At 63.0% G+C, this 20,124-nt stretch carries 21 protein-coding genes; 12 read left to right on the top strand and 9 right to left on the bottom strand.

Annotated features, from left to right (window positions below; all coding sequences use genetic code 11):
- The first annotated feature begins 2 nt into the window (after nt 1–2).
- From EV700_RS15555 to EV700_RS15520, 8 genes are all read left to right on the top strand, one after another.
- Nucleotides 3–1,481 carry a hypothetical protein gene (locus EV700_RS15555; RefSeq protein ID WP_130415495.1) on the top strand — a complete coding sequence of 493 codons (1,479 nt, stop codon included), beginning with the start codon at nt 3–5 and terminating at the stop codon, nt 1,479–1,481.
- 155 nt (nt 1,482–1,636) lie between these two features.
- On the top strand, nt 1,637–2,182 hold the full coding sequence (locus tag EV700_RS15550; RefSeq protein ID WP_130415493.1) for a hypothetical protein: 546 nt from the start codon (nt 1,637–1,639) through the stop codon (nt 2,180–2,182).
- A 252-nt stretch (nt 2,183–2,434) separates the two neighbouring features.
- A complete protein-coding gene (locus tag EV700_RS15545) occupies nt 2,435–2,629 on the top strand; it encodes a MerR family transcriptional regulator (RefSeq protein ID WP_130415491.1) in 195 nt (64 codons plus the stop codon).
- Between the two features lie 59 nt (nt 2,630–2,688).
- Nucleotides 2,689–3,225, top strand: coding sequence for a MerR family transcriptional regulator (locus EV700_RS15540; RefSeq protein WP_130415489.1), 537 nt, complete (start codon nt 2,689–2,691; stop codon nt 3,223–3,225).
- Between the two features lie 176 nt (nt 3,226–3,401).
- Complete coding sequence (locus EV700_RS15535; protein WP_130415487.1) at nt 3,402–5,597, top strand: OsmC domain/YcaO domain-containing protein; 2,196 nt, start codon at nt 3,402–3,404, stop codon at nt 5,595–5,597.
- A complete protein-coding gene (locus tag EV700_RS15530) occupies nt 5,584–5,892 on the top strand; it encodes a hypothetical protein (protein WP_130415485.1) in 309 nt (102 codons plus the stop codon). The genes EV700_RS15535 and EV700_RS15530 overlap by 14 nt, the downstream gene beginning before the upstream one ends.
- 110 nt (nt 5,893–6,002) lie before the next feature.
- Nucleotides 6,003–8,057, top strand: coding sequence for a carbon starvation CstA family protein (locus EV700_RS15525; RefSeq protein WP_130415483.1), 2,055 nt, complete (start codon nt 6,003–6,005; stop codon nt 8,055–8,057).
- On the top strand, nt 8,057–8,251 hold the full coding sequence (locus EV700_RS15520) for a YbdD/YjiX family protein (protein ID WP_130415640.1): 195 nt from the start codon (nt 8,057–8,059) through the stop codon (nt 8,249–8,251). Before EV700_RS15525 ends, EV700_RS15520 begins: the two co-directional genes overlap by 1 nt.
- Before the next feature lie 4 nt (nt 8,252–8,255).
- Here the strand turns inward: EV700_RS15520 and EV700_RS15515 are convergent, their stop codons facing one another.
- Nucleotides 8,256–9,200: a response regulator gene (locus EV700_RS15515; protein ID WP_130415481.1), complete on the bottom strand. Its 945-nt coding sequence runs from the start codon at nt 9,198–9,200 to the stop codon at nt 8,256–8,258.
- 11 nt (nt 9,201–9,211) lie between these two features.
- Nucleotides 9,212–10,504, bottom strand: coding sequence for a sensor histidine kinase (locus EV700_RS15510; protein ID WP_130415479.1), 1,293 nt, complete (start codon nt 10,502–10,504; stop codon nt 9,212–9,214).
- A gap of 203 nt (nt 10,505–10,707) precedes the next feature.
- On the opposite strand from EV700_RS15510, the gene EV700_RS15505 reads away from it, so the two are divergent.
- Together EV700_RS15505 and EV700_RS16890 are read left to right on the top strand one after the other, a co-directional pair.
- On the top strand, nt 10,708–10,917 hold the full coding sequence (locus EV700_RS15505; RefSeq protein WP_130415477.1) for a heavy-metal-associated domain-containing protein: 210 nt from the start codon (nt 10,708–10,710) through the stop codon (nt 10,915–10,917).
- Nucleotides 10,918–11,109: 192 nt separating this feature from the next.
- Nucleotides 11,110–11,274: a hypothetical protein gene (locus EV700_RS16890; RefSeq protein WP_165391517.1), complete on the top strand. Its 165-nt coding sequence runs from the start codon at nt 11,110–11,112 to the stop codon at nt 11,272–11,274.
- Here EV700_RS16890 and EV700_RS15500 read toward each other — a convergent pair.
- The 7 genes from EV700_RS15500 to EV700_RS15470 all read right to left on the bottom strand — a co-directional run bounded on the left by EV700_RS15500 (nt 11,271) and on the right by EV700_RS15470 (nt 17,724).
- Nucleotides 11,271–11,735, bottom strand: coding sequence for a hypothetical protein (locus tag EV700_RS15500; protein WP_130415475.1), 465 nt, complete (start codon nt 11,733–11,735; stop codon nt 11,271–11,273). The genes EV700_RS16890 and EV700_RS15500 overlap by 4 nt on opposite strands.
- Nucleotides 11,736–11,835: 100 nt before the next feature.
- On the bottom strand, nt 11,836–12,081 hold the full coding sequence (locus EV700_RS15495; RefSeq protein ID WP_130415473.1) for a TIGR02647 family protein: 246 nt from the start codon (nt 12,079–12,081) through the stop codon (nt 11,836–11,838).
- A gap of 121 nt (nt 12,082–12,202) precedes the next feature.
- A complete protein-coding gene (locus EV700_RS15490) occupies nt 12,203–13,483 on the bottom strand; it encodes an alanine racemase (protein ID WP_130415471.1) in 1,281 nt (426 codons plus the stop codon).
- A gap of 55 nt (nt 13,484–13,538) precedes the next feature.
- The gene (locus EV700_RS15485; protein WP_130415469.1) at nt 13,539–14,930 is read right to left on the bottom strand and encodes a D-arabinono-1,4-lactone oxidase; all 1,392 of its coding nucleotides are present in this window, start codon (nt 14,928–14,930) and stop codon (nt 13,539–13,541) included.
- Nucleotide 14,931: 1 nt separating this feature from the next.
- Complete coding sequence (locus EV700_RS15480; protein ID WP_130415467.1) at nt 14,932–15,273, bottom strand: c-type cytochrome; 342 nt, start codon at nt 15,271–15,273, stop codon at nt 14,932–14,934.
- A gap of 139 nt (nt 15,274–15,412) precedes the next feature.
- Nucleotides 15,413–16,429 carry an AraC family transcriptional regulator gene (locus EV700_RS15475; RefSeq protein WP_130415465.1) on the bottom strand — a complete coding sequence of 339 codons (1,017 nt, stop codon included), beginning with the start codon at nt 16,427–16,429 and terminating at the stop codon, nt 15,413–15,415.
- A 74-nt stretch (nt 16,430–16,503) separates the two neighbouring features.
- The gene (locus EV700_RS15470) at nt 16,504–17,724 is read right to left on the bottom strand and encodes an MFS transporter (protein WP_130415463.1); all 1,221 of its coding nucleotides are present in this window, start codon (nt 17,722–17,724) and stop codon (nt 16,504–16,506) included.
- A 197-nt stretch (nt 17,725–17,921) separates the two neighbouring features.
- Between EV700_RS15470 and EV700_RS15465 the strand changes: the two genes are divergently transcribed.
- Both EV700_RS15465 and EV700_RS15460 read left to right on the top strand, forming a co-directional pair.
- The gene (locus tag EV700_RS15465) at nt 17,922–19,214 is read left to right on the top strand and encodes a serine hydrolase domain-containing protein (RefSeq protein WP_130415461.1); all 1,293 of its coding nucleotides are present in this window, start codon (nt 17,922–17,924) and stop codon (nt 19,212–19,214) included.
- Between the two features lie 80 nt (nt 19,215–19,294).
- The gene (locus EV700_RS15460; RefSeq protein WP_130415459.1) at nt 19,295–20,098 is read left to right on the top strand and encodes a putative RNA methyltransferase; all 804 of its coding nucleotides are present in this window, start codon (nt 19,295–19,297) and stop codon (nt 20,096–20,098) included.
- Nucleotides 20,099–20,124 lie beyond the last annotated feature (26 nt).

The raw sequence follows: 20,124 nt of genomic DNA, 5'->3' as shown, positions 1-20,124 counted from the left end.
CCATGTTCAAACAACTGTTGAAGCTCGCCTTGCCCGCTGTTCTGTTGATGGGCAGCCCGGTACACGCTGACGCCCTTTGCGGTAGCGATACGTCGTCTGACCCGGTCGAGGCCATGGGAAAAGACGTATGGCTTACCGGCTACTGCAAGGGCTTTCTGCCCTGCCGGTTGGCATACGAACAATTTCAAGGCTGTCAGGCGGCCGAGAGCTTTCTCTCCAACCTTGGGGCCAAGGAAGGCCAGCCGCTGACGGAAGCGCAGGTGGAAGAGGCTCTGGTGCAGACCAAGCGCACGGCCAGTGCATCGACGCCCCGCATGGCCAAGATTTCCGCGACCAGTGAGCGTGATCGCGTTGCCGCACTCGACAGCAGCACGGCGGCCGCGTTGCAGAGCGATTGCACCGAGCAGGCCTGCATGAATTACCGCGAAAAGCAGCTCAACCAGCTGACCGGCGAGGTCGAAAACCTGAACAGTAACGCCGACATTCTCTACTGGTTACCGGAATATGCCCCGGTGCAGGCCTTTAGCGCTGCGGAGCGCCTGGGCTGGAAGCAACAGGGCGGGCAATGGGTATTCAGCGGCGCCCAAGCGAAAGAGAGTGCGACCGCGCCGGGACAATACCTGCTGTCTGTCGCGGAATGTCAGAAGCTCTACGAAAAGCTGGATCAGGAGATCAAGGCAAACCCCGGCAAGCAGCCGGACAATCTCTCGTTCTTTGAGGCCGAGTGCGTGCCGCAGGTGACCGGTTATGCCGAAAAGGTGAAGGGCTGGCGTGCCCAGTGGCTGGCCGGCAAGTCCCCCGAGCCGCAAGCGGCTGATCTCCTGCAAAAGGAGACGCAACCCGATACGGGCAAGGACAACGTCGCTGTGGTGGGCACGCCGTCTCAGGTGGCCGACACCAAGAGCGAAGCGGCGCACACTTCGGAAGCTGCCGATGCACTGAGCGCGTGGCATGGCGATGTAATTGCCGAGGAGTCAGGCCAGCCAAGACAGTTTGCACGTCGGTTCAATCTGGCGGGGGGTTGCCATGTCTATCTCTACGATAGCGAAGACACTCCGGACTACCAACCGGAGGTGCGCTGGACCGGTCCTTGCGTTGCCGGAGAGCCGGTGAATGGCAGCGGTGATTTATCAGTTGGGGGCAATGTTCCTTATGGCCAGGATTATCCCGGCGCACAATTGGTTAACGGCAGGCTTGAAGTGAAGGATATGTTATTGCCTGAGACCGGAGGCGAGTCCCGATGGTGGGGAATTGCCAGCTATTCGAACGGATGTCGCACGCACTATGAGTATCTGGGCTATCAGGCAGGAGAGAGTTGGGGCGATGCGCATTCGGACGAAATACGCAGCGGACACTTTGTCGTCAACAAGACCCATAAAGGCGTGAAATATTACGATCACCGGAATTCCCCGGCGGGAAATCAGTTTGATACTGATGAGGCCGACAAGGCGTGTGTCGCCGCTTTCGCAAGGCAGCGTTAAGCACTGATAGTTCAGCGGAGGTCACCTCCCCGCCCGTCCCCTCGGGACTGAGGTGCTTGGCAACCTTCAAGGTTGATTCATGGGAGCTTCCTGAGTTGGAGGAGTAAATTGTATTCAGGGGATGTCGTAAGCATGTTCGTCTGGGGAGATAAAGTGTGAAGATCGGAGACGCCGTTAAAATCATAACCAACCTTGAAAATGCTGTGTGCGGGCTGCAGGGAGCATTCCGCCTCAACGTCTCCATGCCTGAGGAACCCATTAAGAAATGGCTGACTAATTGGCCTATGACCCTTCATGGCGCACAATCGGTCTCGGCCCCCGAAGTTCGTTCGGCGTTCGGTGTCTATGTCATCGCAACCTATCCTGAAGGTGACGTCATTTATGTGGGAAAGGCTACTCCCGGCGCTCGAAACGACACCTCAGACCGGACTATAGACCACCATCTTACGGGTGAAATGTTGGTCCGTGTCGGCAGGCCGCCTTCGGTAGCGATTCCAGGAATCATGTTCCATAAAGGTTCTTTGCTGGCGGCGCCGCGGATGACGGAAACGGCGAAGAGTCGTGTCCAGAAAGGCGACCTCACGATCGCGCTGCTAATGATCGAACCGTGGCAATTTTCGTCATACGTTGAAACCTACCTTCGGGCAGCCATACATGTTCACGATGGCATACTCCCGCTCGCCAACGAGAGAATTGGATAGGGAGTTCGAAAGCGCCAAAAGACCGTTTCAGCCGACAAGCGATTCATTCCGGGCATCATCAGCATTGGGAACGCTACCCGGCTACAAACTTAGCCGAACAACATACGCCGGAGGGCTGAGCGTCATCCTGCTCAGAATAATGAAAACAGACCCAAGTCCCCGAACCCGCTTGACCTGTCTACGGCTTGATACTCCAAAGTGAAAATCTGACAGCATGCCGCCGTCAGTCACCCAACCTTGAGGAGCAATCGCATGAGCACCGCCCGCATGACCAAGCAACAATGGATAGAACTGTTTCAGGCCACCGGCCTCAGCGACGCCATGATGCACACCTGGCATCGCGAATTTGAACGCCGCTATCCGGATCAGCATCAATCGTTCCTGGAATGGATCGGCTTGCCCGCCGAGGAAATCCTGACCGTCAGGCAGTTCTCGCAAGCCGGTTGAAACACCCCGGGAAGCCTGCCCCTCCCCGGCCGAGCTTCCACTACCGAGGCAACCTCAACATGTATACCGTGGGACAACTGGGAAAACGCTTCGGGCTGTCGCGCAGCGCGCTGCTTTACTACGACACCATCGGCCTGCTTTCGCCCTCGGCGCGCAGCGAGGCCGGCTACCGCCTGTATGCCGAAGCCGATGTGCAACGACTGGACCGAATCGTGACTTACCGCGAGGCGGGACTGGGGCTGGAGCTGATCGCCCGGCTGTTGCAGGCCGATGACGCCTCGGCTCCCCTGGTGCTGGAACGCCACCTGCAGCAGATCAACCGCGAAATCGCCAGACTCCGACAGCAGCAACACGTCATCGCCCGATTGCTGGGCGACACGGAAGTGCTGCGGAAAAGCCGTTCCATGACGAAGGAGCAATGGATTTCCTTACTCGCCTCCACCGGACTCGATGAAGCGGACATGAAAAAATGGCATCAGGAATTCGAGAAGGTCTCACCCGAGGCGCATCAGGACTTTCTGGAGTCCCTGGGCATCGCGCCGGAGGAAATCGCACTGATTCGCCGGTTCTCCGGACAGGTCGAAATCGACAAATGAAACGAAATCCGCCCGTCATTCCGGTAAACTTCCCCGCCAAGGCCGGACGCTCGCTCGAACAGATGCAGCCACCGGCAAACCCCACCCCCAAGCCGCACCGTTGACGGTGTTTTGCTTCCGGCTCCCGCACCGCCATCCGGGTACGGCCCCATTCACGCTTTCAGTCAGGTACGCGCATGGAAATCAAGGTCAACTTTCTCGACAAGCTGCGGCTTGAAGCCAAATTCGACGACTTCACCGTGGTGGCCGACCAGCCCATCCGCTACAAGGGCGACGGCTCGGCCCCCGGCCCCTTCGACTACTTCCTGGCCTCGTCCGCGCTGTGCGCCGCCTACTTCGTCAAGCTGTACTGCCAGACCCGGAACATTTCCACCGACAACATCCGCCTGTCGCAGAACAACATCGTCGACCCGGAAAACCGCTACAACCAGATCTTCAAGATCCAGGTGGAACTGCCCGCCGACATGTCCGACAAGGACCGCCAGGGCATCCTGCGCTCCATCGACCGCTGCACTGTCAAGAAGGTAGTGCAGACCGGGCCGGAATTCGTGATCGAGGCGGTGGAAAGCATCGACGCCGACGCGCAGGCGCTGCTGATGCCCGGCGCGGACTCGGGAACCCGAACCCGCATTCCCGGCAAGGACCTGCCGCTGGAAGAAACCATCGCCAACATGTCGGCAATCATGGCCGGGCTGGGCATGAAGATCGAGATCGCCTCATGGCGCAACATCGTGCCGAATGTGTGGTCGCTGCATATCCGCGACGCCCATTCGCCCATGTGCTTCACCAACGGCAAGGGCGCCACCAAGGAAAGCGCGCTGGCTTCGGCGCTGGGCGAGTTCATCGAGCGGCTGAACTGCAATTTCTTCTACCACGGCCAGTTCTGGGGCGAGGACATCGCCAATGCCGATTTCGTGCATTACCCGGACGAGAAGTGGTTCAAGCCCGGCCGCAAAGGCAAGCTGCCCAAGGAAATCCTGGATGACTACTGCCTGGAGATCTACAACCCGGACGGCGAACTGCTGGGCACGCACCTGTACGACACCAATTCCGGCAACACGGCGCGCGGCATTTGCTCGCTGCCCTTCGTGCGCCAGTCGGATGGGCAAACGGTCTATTTCCCGTCCAACCTGATTGAAAACCTGTTCCTCAGCAACGGCATGAGCGCGGGCAACACGCTGGAGGAAGCGCAGGTGCAGTGCCTGTCGGAAATCTTCGAGCGGGCGGTGAAGCGCGAGATCCTGGAAGGCGAGATAGCGTTGCCGGATGTACCGATGGACGTGCTGGCGAAGTATCCCGCCATCCTCGCCGGTATCCAGGGCCTGGAGGAACAGGGCTTTCCGGTGCTGGTGAAGGATGCCTCGCTGGGCGGGCAATACCCGGTGATGTGCGTGACGCTGATGAATCCGCGCACCGGCGGCGTATTCGCCTCCTTCGGCGCGCATCCCAGTTTTGAGGTGGCGCTGGAGCGCAGCCTGACCGAGTTGCTGCAAGGCCGCAGCTTTGAAGGCCTGAACGACCTGCCCCGCCCCACCTTCAACAGCAATGCCGTCACCGAACCGAACAACTTTGTGGAGCACTTCATCGACTCCAGCGGACTGGTGTCCTGGCGTTTCTTCAGCGCCAAGGCGGATTACGAATTCGTGGAATGGGATTTCTCCGGCCATGGCGAAAATTCCAATGCCGACGAGGCGGCGACGCTGTTCGGCATTCTCGAAGAACTGGGCAAGGAAGTGTACATGGCGGTCTACACCCATCTGGGCGCGCCGGGCTGCCGCATCCTGGTGCCGGGCTATTCGGAAATCTATCCGGTGGAAGACCTGGTCTGGGACAACACCAACATCGCCCTGCAATTCCGCGCCGATATCCTGAACCTGCACCGGCTGGACGACGCGGCGCTGGAAGCGCTGTTGGAAAGGTTGGAAGAATGCGAGCTGGACAACTACACCGATATCGTCACGCTGATCGGTATCGAGTTCGACGATAACTCGGTGTGGGGCCAGCTGACGGTGCTGGAGCTGAAACTGCTGATCCATCTGGCGCTGCAGCAACTGGAAGACGCCAAGGAGCTGGTGGAAACCTTCCTGCAATACAACACTAACACCGTCGAGCGCGGCCTGTTCTACCAGTGCATGGACGTGGTGCTGGAAGTGGTGCTGGACGACGAGATGGAGCTGGCAGATTACGAGGCCAATTTCCGGCGCATGTTCGGCAACGAGCGCATGGACGCGGTGCTGGGCTCGGTGGACGGCAGCGTCCGCTTCCACGGCCTGACCCCCACCAGTATGAAACTGGAAGGAATGGACCGGCACCAGCGGCTGGTGGACAACTACACCAAGCTGCACCGGGCCCGCGCCAATGCCGCCGTCTGACCGGAACGCCGACCCGACCGCCGAGCGCTTCATCACCCTGCTGATGACGGTGTTCTTCCAGGGCTTCGGCTGGCTGGCGCTGCTGGACGGCGGCATCTCGCTTAAGAACAAGCGCGGGGATGTCAGCTTCGTGGACGGTTACGCCGGTCTGGCGGTAGCGGGGTTCTCCTTCCTGATCAGCCTGGCGGTGGCGGTCCTGTTGCTGAAAAGCTTCAACGCCGGGCCGCGCGGCTATGTGCTGGCGGCCGTCCTGGCGCTGACGCCGCCCCTGCTTTTCGTCCTCCTTTCCCGATAAAGCCCGTCGCAAGCCCTGTTCCTGTCCCGGCCTGCCCGGTACTATTCCCGACCAGTCAACCCGGTCTTTCGCCCTGACCGGGACAGGAACCCGACCAACCGGAAAACAACATGAACAACCTGAAGCAGACCGCCCTCTGGAGCCTGATCGCGCTGGCCGGCGCCGGCGCCCTGGCCGTGCTGGCGCTGAACCGGGGAGAAACCGTCAACGCCGTCTGGCTGATGATCGCCGCCCTCTCCGTCTACCTGATCGCCTACCGTTATTACAGCCGCTTCATCGCCAATACCGTGCTGCAACTGGACGACCGCCGCATCACCCCGGCGCATGCCCGCAATGACGGTCTCGACTTCGTGCCCACCGACAAGTGGGTGCTGTTCGGCCATCACTTCGCGGCCGTTGCCGGGGCCGGGCCGCTGATCGGGCCGGTGCTGGCGGCGCAGATGGGCTATCTGCCGGGCACGCTTTGGATCCTGGCCGGGGTGGTGCTGGCGGGCGCGGTGCAGGACTTCGTCATCCTCTGCTTTTCCACGCGCCGCGATGCGCGCTCGCTGGGCGACATGATCCGTTCGGAACTGGGGCCGATCCCCGGCGCCATCGCCGGGGTCGGCATCCTGGCGATCATGGTGATCCTGCTGGCGGTACTGGCGCTGGTGGTGGTGAAGGCGCTGGCGCATTCGCCGTGGGGCACGTTCACCATTGCCGCCACCATCCCCATCGCGCTGTTCATGGGCGTGTACATGCGCTACATCCGGCCCGGCCGCATTGGCGAAACCTCGGTGATCGGCTTTGTGCTGCTGATGCTGTCGATCGTGCAGGGCGGCCGCGTGGCGGCGGACCCGGTGCTGGGGCCGCTGTTCACGCTGAAGGGTGAGACGCTGGCGCTGTGCCTGATCGGCTACGGTTTTGTGGCCTCGGTGCTGCCGGTGTGGCTTCTGCTGGCCCCGCGCGATTACCTCAGCACCTTCCTCAAGATCGGCACCATCGTCGGGCTGGCGCTGGGCATTTTCGTGGTGATGCCGGAGCTGAAGATGCCGGCATTGACGCCGTTCATTGACGGCAGCGGCCCGGTGTTCGCGGGCAACCTCTTCCCCTTCCTGTTCGTGACGCTGGCCTGCGGCGCGGTGTCGGGCTTCCACGCGCTGGTGGCCTCGGGCACCACGCCGAAGATGCTGGAGCGCGAATCGCACATGCGCTTCATCGGCTACGGCGCGATGCTGACCGAGTCCTTCGTCGCTATCAGCGCCATGATCGCCGCCTGCGTGCTGGAACCGGGGCTGTATTTCGCGCTGAACTCGCCGCCCGCGCTGATCGGCACTACCGTTGAAAGCGCGGCCCAGACCATTTCCGCCTGGGGCTTCGTGGTGACGCCGGAAATGCTGGCGCAGACCGCCAAGGACATCGGTGAAAGCAGCATCCTCTCCCGCGCGGGCGGCGCGCCGACGCTGGCGGTGGGCATGGCGCACATCCTCTCCAGCGTCATCGGCGGCCCGGCGATGATGGCCTTCTGGTACCACTTCGCCATCCTCTTCGAGGCGCTGTTCATCCTCACCACCATCGACGCGGGCACGCGCGTCGGCCGCTTCATGATCCAGGACCTGCTGGGCGCGGCCTGGAAGCCGCTGGGCCATACCGACTCGTGGACGGCCAATCTGGCGGCGACGGCGCTGTGCGTGGGCGGCTGGGGCTGGTTCCTCTATCAGGGCGTCATCGACCCGCTGGGCGGCATCAACACGCTGTGGCCGCTGTTCGGCATCGCCAACCAGATGCTGGCGGCCATCGCCCTGCTGCTGGCCAGCACGGTGCTGGTGAAAATGAAGCGCGAGCGCTATGTCTGGGTGACGCTGTTGCCCGCCGTGATGGTGCTGACCATCACCCTGACCGCCGGCTGGCAGAAGCTGTTCCATGCGAATCCGAAGATCGGCTTCCTGGCGCACGCCGACAAGTTCAGCGCCGCGCTGGCCAAGGGCGAGGTGCTGCCCCCGGCCAAGAGCCTGGACCAGATGCAGCAGGTGATCATGAACGACTACATCAATGCGGCGCTCTGCGTAGTGTTTCTGGGCGTGGTGCTGTCGATGCTGCTCTTTGCCTTGCGCGCCATGCTGAAGGCGCTGCGCAATCCGCAGCCGACCGCGAAGGAAGTGGCGCTGCGCGCGGAGGCCTCGTGATGCACCTGCGCGAGGCATGGCGGAAGTTGCGGGAAGGCGGCGCGCTGATGGTGGGCGTGCCGGATTACGACCGTTACCTGCAACACATGCGCGACAAGCACCCGGAACTGACGCCGCTGAGCCGCGAGGCCTTTGTGCGCGGCCGCATGCTGGCGCGCTATGGCGGCAAGGGCACGGGCAAATGCCCGTGCTGAGCGCTCAGGCGGGGCTGCCCGCCATCATGCCCATGCCCTTCACCCGCAGGCGGCGCAGATAATCGGCGATCCGGTTGCTGGCCGCCTTCTCCTCCACGTTCTCCGTCTTCGCCACCGTCACGGCTTCCCGCAACACCGGCATGGTCTGCAACTGGCGATAGCGGTCGATGGTGGACTCCAGGCTTTTGCCCAGCAGGCCCTTGCGCAGCGGTTTCGGCAGATAGCGGTACACCTGCGCCTGATTGATCAGCGAGGCCACGCGCATGGTGTCCTTGAACGAGGTGTGGACAATGGTCTGCAGCTCGGGATATTCCTGCTTCAGCGTCTTGATCATCACCGAGGCGTCGCCGTCGGCCAGTTGCAGCTCGCTGACCAGGATGGCCACCTGATGCGTGGCCAGCAACGTCAGCGCGCTGGCCATGGTGGTGCGCCACACCACCTGATGACGGTCGCCCAGCAACTCCTTCACCGCTTCAAACACCTCGACATCCTCGTCCAGCACCAGGCAGGTCAGGCCCACTTTCGGCGCATCCAGCGCCGCCTTCACCACCTGCGCCTGCTCCAGCTTCAGCGCGATACCCACCGCCTCGCCGATAGTATCGCGCAGCTCCTTCGGCCCCCACGGCTTGTTGATGTAGCGAAAAATCTCGCCTTCGTTGACGGCATCGACGGCGGCATCGACATCGGCATAGCCGGTCAGGAGGATGCGCATGGTGTTCGGCGACACCTGCTTGGCCTGCCGCAGCAGCTGCGTGCCGGTCATGATCGGCATACGCTGGTCGGAGATCAGCAAATGAATGCGCTCGCGTTGCAGGATGCGCAGCGCCTCGTGGCCGTCGGTGGTGGCGATCACGTCATAGTGCATGCGCAGCAGCATGCCCAGCGTGCGCAGGATGCGTTCTTCATCATCCACCAACAAAACCTTGGCTTTGGAACTCACGATCGTCATGGCGGTAATCCTCAGGCAACGGCGGACAGGGAAACAGGCTCGGTACGCGGCAGCGACACCACGAAACGGGTGCCCTTGCCGACCTCGGAAGCGACGCGGATGGCGCCGCCGTGCTGCTGGATGATCTTGAAACTGATCGACAACCCCAGCCCGGTGCCCTCGCCCACCGGCTTGGTGGTGTAGAAGGGATCAAAGATGCGGCGCAGGCTTTCGCGGGGAATGCCGCAACCGGTGTCCTGCACCGAGACATAAACCCAGCGGTCGTCGGTCCAGGTCTTGATCAGCAGGTAGCCGGTGTCGCGGATGGCCTGCGCGGCATTGGTGAACAGGTTCAGCAACACCTGGTTGATCTGCGAGGCGGCGCAGCGGATCTTCGGCAGATCTTCCAGCCGCTTCAGCACTTCCACCTTGTATTTCAGGGTGTTGCGTGCAATCAGCAGCGCGCTTTCCACGCATTCGTTCAGCGAGACATTGTCGGTGGGCGCCTGGTCGAGGCGGCTGAAGTCCTTGAGGCCGGTGACCAGTTCGCTGATCTGTTCCACGCCATAGAAGGTGTCGTTGAACAGCTGGTCCAGGTCGGCGAACCATTGCGAGAAATCCAGCCCCGCCTTCATGTCGTCGATGCTGGCGAGGCACTCGGCGATATCCACGTCCGTAGCGGTGGGCGACAGCAAGGTCGAGGCCAGCAGTTCATGCCCTTGCAGGATCAACTGCATCTGCGCCACGAACTCGCGCACCATCTCGATGTTGTTGTTGACGTAGCCCAGCGGCGTGTTGATCTCGTGCGCCACCCCGGCCACCATTTGTCCCAGCGCCGCCATTTTCTCGCTTTGCACCAGTTGCGCCTGCGAGGACGCCAGCTGGCTGTAGGCGCGATTGAGATCGGCGACGTTGCGGCTCATCTGTTGTTCCATGGCGCCCAGCAGGTGCAGCACCGCGCCCATGCCCAGATAGCGGCCGTTTTCAGTCAGGATGAAATCCTCGCTGAGGGGGAACTGCATGTGGGCCGTAATGAAGGCGGCGGCTTCGGCCAAGGGTCGGTCAGCGTCGACAGCCAGTATCTCGGTACGCATGAAGTCACGCACCGGCCGCGCGCCGAACAGGTCGCGGCCGAATTTCTTCATGAAGATGTCGTTGAGCTGGTGACGGCTGATCATGCCGACGGGAACACCCTCCGCATCGACCACCGCCAGGGACAAGGCCTTGGCCAGATCGGGTTGCAGGAAACGTTCGGCAACGGCGTTGATGGTGTCATCGGGGTGGAAAGCGGGCAGCGGCACCGCAAATGCGCGCAAGGCGGACATGATTTCTCCTGGCAAAGTTGTTTCCGGAACACATCCCGTGCCGGGTGAAAGGGTATGCAGGCAGGCTAGGCAGCGCAGATGACGGAATGCTGACAGTTCATTGACGGTTTGATGCCAAGAGAACGTATTGTGCGCAAGCTCACAGGCTTGACGCGGAAGGCGGGCTGGCGGAGACTGATATTTCAACAGATCCGGAGATGATCATGCCGACAATGACAACCCTGACCGTAGACGGGATGAGCTGCCAGCATTGTGTGAACGCGATTACCCAGGCCGTGACCGGCGCCGATCCGCTGGCCAAGGTGATGGTGAACCTGGAACAACGCAAGGTGACCGTGGACAGCCGCAGCCTGGACAAGGGACAGATCCGGGCGCTGGTTGAAGACGAAGGCTACGAGGTGGTGTCGTCCTGACTGCAAAAACACCACACGGGCGCATCCTAAGCCTTGTGTGAATACGGCGACCGATAAGATAGAATACGAATCATTCGTCATGCAGTCATGGCGAAGTGATGCCCCTATCCCGTCGGAATTGCCTGAATGCTTGAATGTTGCGCTAACCCGGTATGCCAGAGAGTCTTCGATCGCCGGGAGATCGGAGGGGCCATGCCATTGACACCACGTCGGGAATCCTATTTCTGTCCGCATTGCGGGCAGGACCATGAGGCGCGGACACGCGGGATATTCTTGACCGAAGCGGTGAACGAAGCGGTGAACGAAGCCGTGGAGCGGGCGTACCTGACGCTGATGACGACCACCCGGAAAGGTTAGAACACCAACGGTTTGCTGACCGCCAATGCCGTGGCGGCCAGTTCTTCCAGCCGTTGCAACAACGATCCGGCCTCGGCGGCGGGATGGGCCGGCAGGCTTTGCCTCAGCCACTTCAACTCTTCAGCCAGACGCCCGACCAAGGGCATGTCCAGGCAACCGGAATCGTGATCGCCGCTGCACAACAGTCGTCGCACCAACCCCAGGCGGTCGCCCGCGTCGGCCAGCGCCTGCCGGAACGGCGATGTCGCCGGCAAGTCCAGGCGGCGGTGGATCAGGATACCGTAATCATGGGCACAGGCGGTTTCATGCCAGTTGCCGAAAGCGGCCAGCAAACGCGGTTCGGTGGAAGCACATTCGCGACACCCGTCTTCCTGCACATAAACCTGCCACTCGGGTCGCGGCGGGCGGCGCAGGCAGCCTTTCTCCAGACAGTCGCAAAATACCAGCGCGTCAATGCCCATGCCGCATCCCTCATGCCCCGCTCCACCCTGGAGCTTTCAGCCCCATTATAGTTCGGCGGAACGTAAAATGAGAAATGCGTCACATTTTGGCGTGAAATGGCTAGTTCGTATTGACGGCTGAGGACAGGAGGGACATGAGGCTTTGGGCGTGCTCCAGCGTCTGGACGCCCAGCGGCGTCAGATAGCCGCCGTCCGGCAGGGTGACCATGCCGCGGGCATGCAGGCGGCGGCAGGCGCTGATGGTGGCGGGTTCGGCGCTGTGGTGCACCTTGATGCCTTCCTGGCCGTTATCGGGGTTGAACAGTGTCAGTACGTGCAGCTCGTCCAGCATTTCCAGGGTCAGCATGAGTAAAGCTCCGTTCGGATCGGGAATGCGCCCTCAAGGGCGTCTGGAACCAGCGTATCCCCGCCGCCGCGCGACTGCAAGACCATCCGGCCCGACCGTCGCTTGCCTGGCGGGAATATCGTCAGGCCGAGACCGGAAACACCGGCCAGGAAGCTTCAATGCGGCCCTTTTCCGCGTTGTAGACCGCAATGTCGCCGAATTGCAGGAACACGGCCTCGCTCTGGCGCGGGCGGAAGAACACGTAGTCATCGGGCTGCAACGACATCGTGGACGAGCCCAGGTACAACTCCTGGTTGCTGGACTGGCCATAGAGGCCGCTCAGCGACAGACCGGGCGGCGATACCGGGTCGGCCAGCCAATGACCGCCGTGGATGAAGAATCCCTGCTCGGTATTGGGATCCCACCAGCGGCGCAGGCCGTCAGCCCACTCCAGACCGGGCATCAGCGCCGGGTCCACATGCTTCAGCACCGGCGTGGCGATGAAGCAGGCGGGCTTGTGGGCCTTCAGCGACGGCTTTTCGAAATCGGAAGGCATGACAAAAGCCGACCCCAGCGAAATGTCGTTGGCGGCGGTATAGAGCGCGTGCCGGGGATAGGTCAGGCTGCCGCCGGAGTTCAGCGTCATTTTTTCCGGGGTCAGGCCGCTGTCGCGCAGCACCTGCACGCAGTCCTTGTACATCTGCTGGCAGGCGTTCCAGGCATCTTCCTGCATGTCGAACAGGGTCGGCATCTTGCCAACGTGGGCGTCATAGCCCATCAGGCCGCTGATTTCGATATGCGGGTTTTCCTTGGCGAAGGCCACGGCCTCCTTCACCGCCTTGGGCGTGGCGAAGCCGCCGCGATGCAGGCCGACATCAATTTCCAGGCTGACGCGCAGGGTCTTCTTGAGGGTGTTCGCCAGTTCCACGAATTCCTGCAGCCGCACCGGCGTATCCACCAGCCACTGGATGTTGCGCAGCTGGTCGCGGTTGCTCTCGGTGTACAGCCACTGGCGAACGGCAGCCACCGGCATCGGCTTGCCGAACAGGATGTCGGCATCCGGGTAATTGCGCAGGACGGTATCCAGCATCGGCATGTTGAACACCATCAGGCGCTGGGTCTGCAGCACCTGCATCAGCACATTCATGAAGCCCACGGCGGGCAGCGACTTCACGACAATGCGCGCGGGCAGTCGGCCGGGACCGTCAATCAGCGTCTTGCGCACCTGCTCGGCATTGGCCAGGAAGCGGCCGTAGTCCAGCACCAGGGTCGGCCGCACCAGGTTGACCACCTGCAAGGCCTTGCTGAGTTGACGGGAATAATCATCGTGGGAGCCGCCCCGGTCACCGGGTTTGACGCCAAAGGCCAAGGCGGCGGTGCCGGCCAGGCCGCCGGCGATCAGGGTTCTGCGACGGATAGCCATCAGGGTTCCTTATCTTGGAGTTGTTATTATCGGTTCCGACGGAGCGGAGTCGTGGTCAGACACCCCACACTTTTTTCAGGAAGGGATTGAGCAGTTTGCCCTGCGGATCCATTTCCCGGCGTAATGCTGCCACATCCTGCCACTTCGGATACAGTTTTTCAAAGTCCGCCGCGCCCAGCGAATGCAGTTTGCCCCAGTGCGGACGGCCGCCGTACTTGCGGAAGATCGGTTCGATCAGGTCGAACATGTACTGGTGGTTGTCTTCGTAGTAGGTATGCACGGCGATGGAGCCGCTGTCGCGCTCGTAGAACGGCGACAGCCAGGCGTTGCTGTCGCGCTGGATGACGCGCGCCTCGATGGGAAAGAAGACGTCCGGGCACTTGGACTCGATGGTGGCGATCACTTCCTTCAGCGCCGCCAGCTGGTTTTCCAGCGGCAGGTGGAATTCCATTTCCTTGAAGCGCACCGAGCGCTCGGACGCCATCAGCTTCCAGCTGTAGTCCACGGCGCGTTCGGAACCGTGCTTGCCCGCCAGCATTTCCGCCACGCGGCGGCGCATCGACGACGACCACGACAGGTAGTCGCGCAGCTTCTTCAGGTCCATCAGGGTGTCCATGTCCTTGTCGGGTCCGCGCGGCGTCGGTTCATCAGTGGTCTGGTTATGCAGGATGCGGGCGGCGATGCCGGTGAACGGAATGTAGAAAAACTCGGCGTTGCGGTTGTTCAGGTACAGCGACTGCCAGTCACGCAACAGTTCGTCCAGCGGCACGATGTCGACCCGGCGTTCGGTGCGCTGCAACGGCCAGTTCTTCAGGGTATATTCGGTCATGATGCCGAAGGAGCCCATGCCCACCAGCGCGGCGTGAAACAGGTCGGCATTCTCGGTGGGACTGCAATTCTTTTCTTCCCCGGCCAGCGTCAGGATGCGGAAGCTTTCCACCCGGCCATGCATGGCAGGCAGCTGGATGCCGGTGCCGTGCGTGCCGGTGGAAATGGCTCCGGCCAGCGACTGCTTGTTGATGTCGGGGATATTCAGCATGTCCTGGTTGATGTCGGCCAGCAGTTGCCCCAATTGCTGCAGGCGCGTGCCCGCCTTGACGGTGGCGGTATTGGCCTTGGCGTCATGACTGACCAGACCGGACAGGTTGTCCAGGCTCAGCAGGGTGCCTTCCGAAGTGCAGACGCCGGTAAACGAATGCCCGGCGCCGACCGGACGGATGGGCGCCGGGGCCGCGACCAGCAGGTTGCGCAGCTCGTCGACCGTGGCCGGGGCGGCGCGATTGACCGGATACGCATGCTCGGTGCCCGACCAGTTCTGCCACAACAGATGACCGTTGGCGTCCTGCAAGGGGTAATTGGGCGCGTAGGAGGTCCGGGTGCAGCCGGGCAGCAGCACGGTGGCGCTGGCGGCAGCGCCGATGCCGATGAATTCGCGACGGTTGATCATGTCATTTCCCCTGGACGGCGGGTGCGGCCATATGGCGGATAAGGGCTTCGTAATCCTGCGGCGTGCAGGTGATGCACATGCCGCCGGCGGGCATCTGGTTAATGCCGGTGATGGCGTTTTTCACCAGGGCCTCCAGCCCCTTGGCGACACGCGGCTCCCAGGCCGCCTGGTCGCCCATCTGCGGCGCGGGGTTGCCGGCCTGGACATGGCAGTTCTTGCAGCTGTTCTCGAACAGCTTGTTTTGGGCATCGGTCAGGGTGACGGGTTCCAGTCCGGCGGGCTTGCTGCCGCAGGCGGACAATAACGCGGAAAAGACACACAACAGGGCCAGTCGCTGGATCATGGGGGAAGCTCGCTAGCGGGTTTATTCTTATGCAGGGCTGACAGCCTCTTTGCACGCTAGCAGAATAGAATTAAGCGGCCTTGTCAACCAGAACCGATACGGTCAACTCCAGGGGATATTGGCGGCCAAGCTGAATGTCTCAGGCAACCTGTTGCCGCCAGGCCTGCGGGGTTTTGCCGGTCCAGCGCTGGAAGGCGCGGCGGAAACTGACGGCTTCGCTGTAGCCCAGCACGGCGGCCATCTGCTCGACGGTGATTTCCGGCTTCTCCAGCAATTGCAGCGCCAGCTGGTGGCGCACAGCGTCGATCTCGCGCTGGTAGTCGGTGCCCAGTTCCTGCAGGCGGCGGCGCAGGGTGCGCTCGGACATGCCCAGCTGCTCGGCCACCTCCACCATCGCGGGCCACCGCCCCACCCGGGCGCGGATGGCGGCGTTGACGCGCTGCAGCAGATCGCCCGGCGCGGCGGCGCGGTCCTGTTGCAGCAGGGTTTCGCACAGGTTCAGCAAATGCTTGGCGGTCAGGGCGTTGGCGGTGCGCAGCGACACATCCAGCAGCCGTGAATCGATCAGGAAGCGGTTTTCCGGCTGGTTGTAGCGCACCGGACAGGCGAACCAGGCCTTCATGCGGTCGGCATAAGGCGGTGGCGGCATGGCGAAGTCGATCGCCAGCGGGCTGAAATTGCTGCCCAGCAGGTCGCGGGCGACGGCGGTAACACCCACCATCTGCTCCTCCGGGGCAAAGCGCTGCAGGTGCGGCAGCGGATAGTCCAGCCGCGCGGTCATGATCAGGGCTTCGGGGGTGGTTTCGGCATCCAGCGTCATGAAGGCGCTGGTGAGGCGGTAATAGTCCAGGCCGATGCGGATGGCCTCGCCCGCCGTGGCGGCGCTGAGCATGGCGTGGCCGAGCACGCCGTAACTGGAGACGGTCAGCCGCGAGCCGATGGCCAGGCCCAGATCCTCGCGACTCGACTCGCGATACACCAGCGCCAGCAGCGACTCATAATCCGCCGGACTGAGGCGCAACTCCTCGTCCTGCAAGGCTTCCAGGCTGTCCACCCCCAGCGCGGCGGCCATCGCCTCTCCGGAGAGGCCGTGCTCCAGCCCCCATTCGGCAAGGGTAATGGCAATCAGGGCCGGAATGCGGGCGTTGGGGATCATGGGAGGCGGATTTTCAGGTATTGGGATTCTGTGACTGTTTTAACGCAGTCCCGGTGAAAAAACCAGTACAGGGGTCAGGGTTCCCCCATCCGGTCCCGCCGCAACAGCTGCGGGAACCAGCGCATCCACAACGCGCAGACCAGCAAGGTTCCCGCGCCGCCCAGCAACACCGCCCGCGACGCACCGAACCATGACGCCGTCACGCCGGACTCAAACTCGCCCAACTGGTTGGACGTGCCGATGAACAGCCAGTTCACCGCCCCCACCCGGCCGCGCATGTCCTCCGGGGTTTCCAGCTGCACCAGCGCCGAACGCACCACCACGCTGACCATGTCCGCCGCGCCCAGCACCAGCAACGACGCCAACGACAGCCACATCACCGTCGACACGGCAAAGACCATCGTCGCCGCGCCGAACAACGCCACCGAGGCAAACATGATGCGGCCGGTATGGCGCTCCACCGGCCAGCGCGCCAGCACGAAGGACATCAGCAAGGCCCCAACGGCGGGCGCGGCGCGCAATAGGCCCAGCCCCAGTGGCCCGGTCATCAGGATTTCGCGCGCATACACCGGCAGCAGCGCCGTGGCGCCGCCCAGCAGCACCGCGAACAGGTCTAGGGAAATGGCGCCCAGCAACACCCGGTTGCCGCGAATATAGGTGATGCCCGCCAGCACCGTCGCCCAGGTCACCGGCTCGCGCGGTCGTACGGGCGTCGACGGCCGGATCAGCGCCGCAGCGGCCAGCGCCAGCAGGAACAGACCAGCAGCAACCGCATAGGTCACTTCCGCCCCCAGTGCGTACAGGCCGCCGCCCAGCGCCGGACCGGCAATGAACGCCGCCTGCCGCGCCGACCCGGTCAGGCTGAGCGCGGGCACCAGCTGCGCGGACGGCACCAGCGACGGCAGCATGGCCGACGCTGCCGGAAACTCGAAGGCGCGCACCGCGCCGATCAGGAACGCCAGCACCAGCAAACCGTTGCGGTCCAGCCAATGCTGCCCGCTGCCCACAGCCAGCACCGCCAGCAATCCGGCGTAAGCCGCCTGCCCCAGCATCATGATGCGGCGGCGGTCATGGTGATCGGCAACATGGCCGCCCGGCAGCGTCAGCAGCAGGATGGGCAGGAACTGCGCCAGCCCGACCATGCCCAGATCCCAAGGATCGCGCGTCAACGCATACACCTGCCAGCCGATGGCCACTGCCTGAATCTGGAAGGCGATGATCGAGAACATCCGCGACCACCAGAAGGCGGCAAAGGAACGATGACGCCAAAGGGAAGGCACCGGGTTGACGGACATGGGAACTGCACCTGCGGAGAGGGGCCTATCTTACCCGGAAAGCGGCCTTCCCGCCTCAACGCGCCACCGATCATCACGGCTGGCGGCATTTCACAAGCCGGATCGCCGTCGCCGTGACACGATCGCGCCCGGCCGCACGCCAACGGCCGTTATTTGCTATTGTTAACGGACATCTGTCCCCTCTTCCGGAAGCTCCCATGATCCGCGATCCGCTGAACGCCCTGATTCCCCACCTCAAGACCGGCGGCCGCCGCGTCGCCATGCCCGCCAACCTGGATGATGTCACCACCATCAACCACGACCGGGAATGCCGCCCGGCGGACGTCGGGCTGGATCAGGCCGCCATCGACAAGATCTGGGAAGCGGTCACCGCCTATTACCGCACCGGCCTGCACCCTGCGCTGACGCTGGTGATCCGCCGTCACGGCAAGATCGTGATGAGTCGCGGCATCGGCAAGGCACACGTCGGCGCATCCGGGGAATCGCTGGCCGACCATCACCTGCTGGCCGACGCCGACACGCCGATCTGCCTGTTTTCAGGGTCGAAGGCGGTCTCGGCGATGCTGATCCACAAGCTGAGCGAGGAAGGCAAGCTGAACCTGGACGATCCGGTGATGAAGCACCTGCCCGCCTACGCCGCCAACAGCAAGCATCGCACCACCATCCGCCAGTTGCTGACGCACCGCGCCGGCATCCGTGCCATGCCCATCGAGGACGTGACGCCGGAACTGATGTTCGACTTCGACGCGGTGGTAAAAATTCTCTGCGATTACCCGCCGATTGACCGGCCGGGCCGCGACCAGGCCTATCACGCCACCACGGCGGGCTACATCCTGGGCGCGGTGGCCATGGCCGCCTCGGGCGAAACCCTGCCCGGCCTGCTGAAGCGCATCATTGCCGACCCGCTGGGCTGCGAGCACATGACTTTCGGCATGCCGGAAGACCGCCGTCACGAAGTGGCGCTCAGCCTGTCCACCGGCCCGAAGCGCGTGCCCATCGTCAGCGACATGATCGCCCACCTGCTGGGCGGCGTGGAGGAAGGCGAAGTCACCGCCGCCATCAACTCGGCCGACGGGCTGTCAGCGGTCATTCCCGCAGCCAACATCTACGCCACGGCGGAAGAAGCCTGTCGCTTCTACCAGATGCTGCTGGACGGCGGCCGCTGGAACGGCCGGCAGGTGTTCAAGCCGGAAACCATCGCCGCCGCCATCAAGCCGGGCAAGCTGATGCTGGACCGCTCGATGAACGCGCCGGTACGCTACACCCCCGGCTTCATGCACGGCGAAAAGCTGTGGAGCCTGTTTGGCTTCAATACGCCCAAGGCCTTCGGGCATCTGGGCTTCATCAACATCCTGTGCTGGGCCGACCCGGAGCGGGACATGTCGGTGGCCTTCCTCAATACCGGCAAGAGCCTGGCACCGGAAGGCTTCCTGGGCTTCGGCAATGTGTCGCGGATGATCAGCCAGGTGATTCCGAGGGATGGGCGGTAAACGGGAAAGCCCGTTGCGTCCGGGCGTGATATCAGGTGCAATACGCCCCCACGCCCCCACGCCCCGTCCGGACCTTCCCCATGCCCGCGCTGATCTGCCCGCTGTGCCGCCTGCCCCTGCTGCGCGAGGCCGCCGTCTGGCGCTGCGACAACCGCCACAGCTTTGACGTGGCGCGCGAAGGTTACGTCAACCTGCTGCCGGTGCAGCAGAAGAAAAGCCGCGACCCCGGCGACAACCCCGAGATGGTGCAGGCCCGCCGCGACTTCCTGCAGGCCGGCTACTACGGCCCGCTGCGCGATGCGGTGATCGCCCGCCTGCAAGCCCTGAACCTCCACAGCCTGCTGGACCTGGGCTGCGGCGAAGGCTGGTACACCGGCGCGATGACCGCCGCCGCGACCGACATCACCGGTCTGGACATCGCCAAGCCGGCCGTGCGGCTGGCGGCGAAGAAGCATCCCGGCATCACCTGGCTGGTGGGCAGCGGCGCGGCCCTGCCCTTGGCCGATGCCTCCGTCGATGCGGTATGCAGCCTGTTCAGCCCGCTGCCGGTGGCGGAAATGCAGCGTGTACTGAAGCCCGGCGGCCATGTACTGGTGGCCCGCCCTGCCCCCGACCACCTGTGGAAAGTGCGCGAGGGCCTGTTCGGCGAAGTGCAGGCGCACCAACCCGAGAAATTCCTGCCGGAACTGCAAACCGCCTTCACCCTGGAGGAACAGGCGGAAATCCGTTTCCCGCTATCGCTGACGCAAACCGCGCTGAAACAACTGCTGGCGATGACGCCCTATGTCTGGAAAGCCCGGCCGGAACGGCGCGCGGCGCTGGAAGCCCACGAGGCTTTTGAGACGGAAGCAGCGTTTTCGCTGATGGTATTGCGGAAGGCCTGATCGGCACTGGCATTGCCGCACAGCGG

The sequence above is a fragment of the Fluviicoccus keumensis genome, assembly GCF_004217445.1.
GTDB classification, from domain to species: domain Bacteria; phylum Pseudomonadota; class Gammaproteobacteria; order Pseudomonadales; family Moraxellaceae; genus Fluviicoccus; species Fluviicoccus keumensis.
Note: the sequence above shows the minus strand (reverse complement) of the source record. Positions and strands in the feature narration are given on the sequence as shown.

Bases quoted from the DNA above. Each gene is read 5' to 3' on its own strand.
- EV700_RS15555 (WP_130415495.1), top strand. From the start codon at position 3: ATGTTCAAACAACTGTTGAAGCTCGCCTTGCCCGCTGTTCTGTTGATG.
- EV700_RS15545 (WP_130415491.1), top strand. From the start codon at position 2,435: ATGAGCACCGCCCGCATGACCAAGCAACAATGGATAGAACTGTTTCAG.
- EV700_RS15540 (WP_130415489.1), top strand. From the start codon at position 2,689: ATGTATACCGTGGGACAACTGGGAAAACGCTTCGGGCTGTCGCGCAGC.
- EV700_RS15535 (WP_130415487.1), top strand. From the start codon at position 3,402: ATGGAAATCAAGGTCAACTTTCTCGACAAGCTGCGGCTTGAAGCCAAA.
- EV700_RS15530 (WP_130415485.1), top strand. From the start codon at position 5,584: ATGCCGCCGTCTGACCGGAACGCCGACCCGACCGCCGAGCGCTTCATC.
- EV700_RS15525 (WP_130415483.1), top strand. From the start codon at position 6,003: ATGAACAACCTGAAGCAGACCGCCCTCTGGAGCCTGATCGCGCTGGCC.
- EV700_RS15520 (WP_130415640.1), top strand. From the start codon at position 8,057: ATGCACCTGCGCGAGGCATGGCGGAAGTTGCGGGAAGGCGGCGCGCTG.
- EV700_RS15515 (WP_130415481.1), bottom strand. From the start codon at position 9,200: ATGACGATCGTGAGTTCCAAAGCCAAGGTTTTGTTGGTGGATGATGAA.
- EV700_RS15510 (WP_130415479.1), bottom strand. From the start codon at position 10,504: ATGTCCGCCTTGCGCGCATTTGCGGTGCCGCTGCCCGCTTTCCACCCC.
- EV700_RS15505 (WP_130415477.1), top strand. From the start codon at position 10,708: ATGCCGACAATGACAACCCTGACCGTAGACGGGATGAGCTGCCAGCAT.
- EV700_RS16890 (WP_165391517.1), top strand. From the start codon at position 11,110: ATGCCATTGACACCACGTCGGGAATCCTATTTCTGTCCGCATTGCGGG.
- EV700_RS15500 (WP_130415475.1), bottom strand. From the start codon at position 11,735: ATGGGCATTGACGCGCTGGTATTTTGCGACTGTCTGGAGAAAGGCTGC.
- EV700_RS15495 (WP_130415473.1), bottom strand. From the start codon at position 12,081: ATGCTGACCCTGGAAATGCTGGACGAGCTGCACGTACTGACACTGTTC.
- EV700_RS15490 (WP_130415471.1), bottom strand. From the start codon at position 13,483: ATGGCTATCCGTCGCAGAACCCTGATCGCCGGCGGCCTGGCCGGCACC.
- EV700_RS15485 (WP_130415469.1), bottom strand. From the start codon at position 14,930: ATGATCAACCGTCGCGAATTCATCGGCATCGGCGCTGCCGCCAGCGCC.
- EV700_RS15480 (WP_130415467.1), bottom strand. From the start codon at position 15,273: ATGATCCAGCGACTGGCCCTGTTGTGTGTCTTTTCCGCGTTATTGTCC.
- EV700_RS15475 (WP_130415465.1), bottom strand. From the start codon at position 16,429: ATGATCCCCAACGCCCGCATTCCGGCCCTGATTGCCATTACCCTTGCC.
- EV700_RS15470 (WP_130415463.1), bottom strand. From the start codon at position 17,724: ATGTCCGTCAACCCGGTGCCTTCCCTTTGGCGTCATCGTTCCTTTGCC.
- EV700_RS15465 (WP_130415461.1), top strand. From the start codon at position 17,922: ATGATCCGCGATCCGCTGAACGCCCTGATTCCCCACCTCAAGACCGGC.
- EV700_RS15460 (WP_130415459.1), top strand. From the start codon at position 19,295: ATGCCCGCGCTGATCTGCCCGCTGTGCCGCCTGCCCCTGCTGCGCGAG.